General features: G+C 70.1%; 1 protein-coding gene. It reads right to left on the minus strand.

The genetic code is table 11. The features are described 5' to 3' along the window. Positions 1 to 44: 44 nt before the first annotated feature. The gene (locus J2X49_RS12915) at positions 45 to 1,232 is read right to left on the minus strand and encodes an IS481 family transposase (RefSeq protein WP_310127041.1); all 1,188 of its coding nucleotides are present in this window, start codon (positions 1,230 to 1,232) and stop codon (positions 45 to 47) included. Positions 1,233 to 1,306: the final 74 nt, after the last annotated feature.

Consider the following 1,306-nt stretch of genomic DNA (forward strand, 5'->3'; position numbering starts at 1 on the left):
TGTGATGAGTCGCGACATAGGTCTCACCTGAGTCGCGACATGTGTCACGAAGAGAGAGCCCCTGGCCATCGGCCGGGGGCTCTTCTCGTGTTGCGCCAGTAGCTGCGTGCCGGGTCGATGGTGTTGGTGGCGAGGATCTCGCCTGTCTCGAGGTCGATGACGGTGGCGGTGGTGTCGTCGATGAGGGCGAGGATGCGTCGGCCTCGGTGGGCTGCGCCGATGGCGAGGTGGTGCATGCGGCCGGCTCGGCGGAGGCTGACGCGGCCTTGGTGGTCGACGCGGTCGTAGCGGATGCGGAAGTGGCCGGGCGAGTGCGCGGCGGCGGCGGGGAGCGCCTTCGGTGTGGCGCGGTAGGTGTGGCCGGGGGTGGCGCGGTCGTTCGCGCGATGCGGGCGGTGCTCGTTGTAGCTGGTGCGGAAGCGGTCGAGCTGCTGCTGCAGGGTCGTGAGGTCGTGCGCCGGTGGTTGCTGGCGGAGCCAGCGCTTGAGGGTCTGGTGGAAGCGTTCGATCTTGCCTTGCGTCTGCGGGTGGCCGGGTTTGCCGTTCTTCTGCCGGACGCCCAGCAGCGGCAGCACGTACTCGAGGGCGTTGCGGCCGCCGCCGAGGCGGGCGGTGAAGACGCGACCGTTGTCGGTCAGCGTCGAGGCGGGCGCGCCGTGCTCATCGACGATCGCGAGGAACGCGGTCACGACGACGTCGCCGGTGACCGGTACGTGGGCGGTGCAGGAGAGCAGGTAGCGGGAGTGGTCGTCGAGCCAGTTCAGAATCTCGACGTCGCGGCCGTCCGCGAGTCGCCAGTGGGTGAAGTCCGATTGCCAGGTCTCGTTCGGCTGCGCCGCCTCGAAGCGGATCCAGGAGGAGCGGGGGCGCTTGCGCGGCTCGGGATCGACCAGCCCGGCGTCGTGCAGGATCCGCCGGATGGTGGACGTCGACGGCGCGGGCAGGCCTTCGCGCTCGAGGTGCCAGCCGATCGTGACCGGGCCCGCATCGCTGCCCTGCCCGGTCAGCTCTCGCCGCAGCGCCACGATCCGTTCCCGCACTTGCGGCGACGTCCGGTGCGGGCTGCTGCGCGGCGCGCGCGACCGGGCCTCGACCGCGTCGATCCCGCCGTCCCGGTAGCGGGCCAGCAGTCGATGGAGGTGGCGCCGGGAGATGCCGTACTCGGCCGCGGCCGCCGTCACCGACACCTGCTTCGACACGATCATCAGGACAGCGACACGAGCGCGAGACATGCCAGCGACTGTGACCGATGTCCCGACTCATGAGAGACCTATCAAGTGCGACCTATGTCGTGAACCCAGACACC

This window comes from Agrococcus sp. BE272, assembly GCF_031457935.1.
Lineage (GTDB): Bacteria > Actinomycetota > Actinomycetes > Actinomycetales > Microbacteriaceae > Agrococcus > Agrococcus sediminis.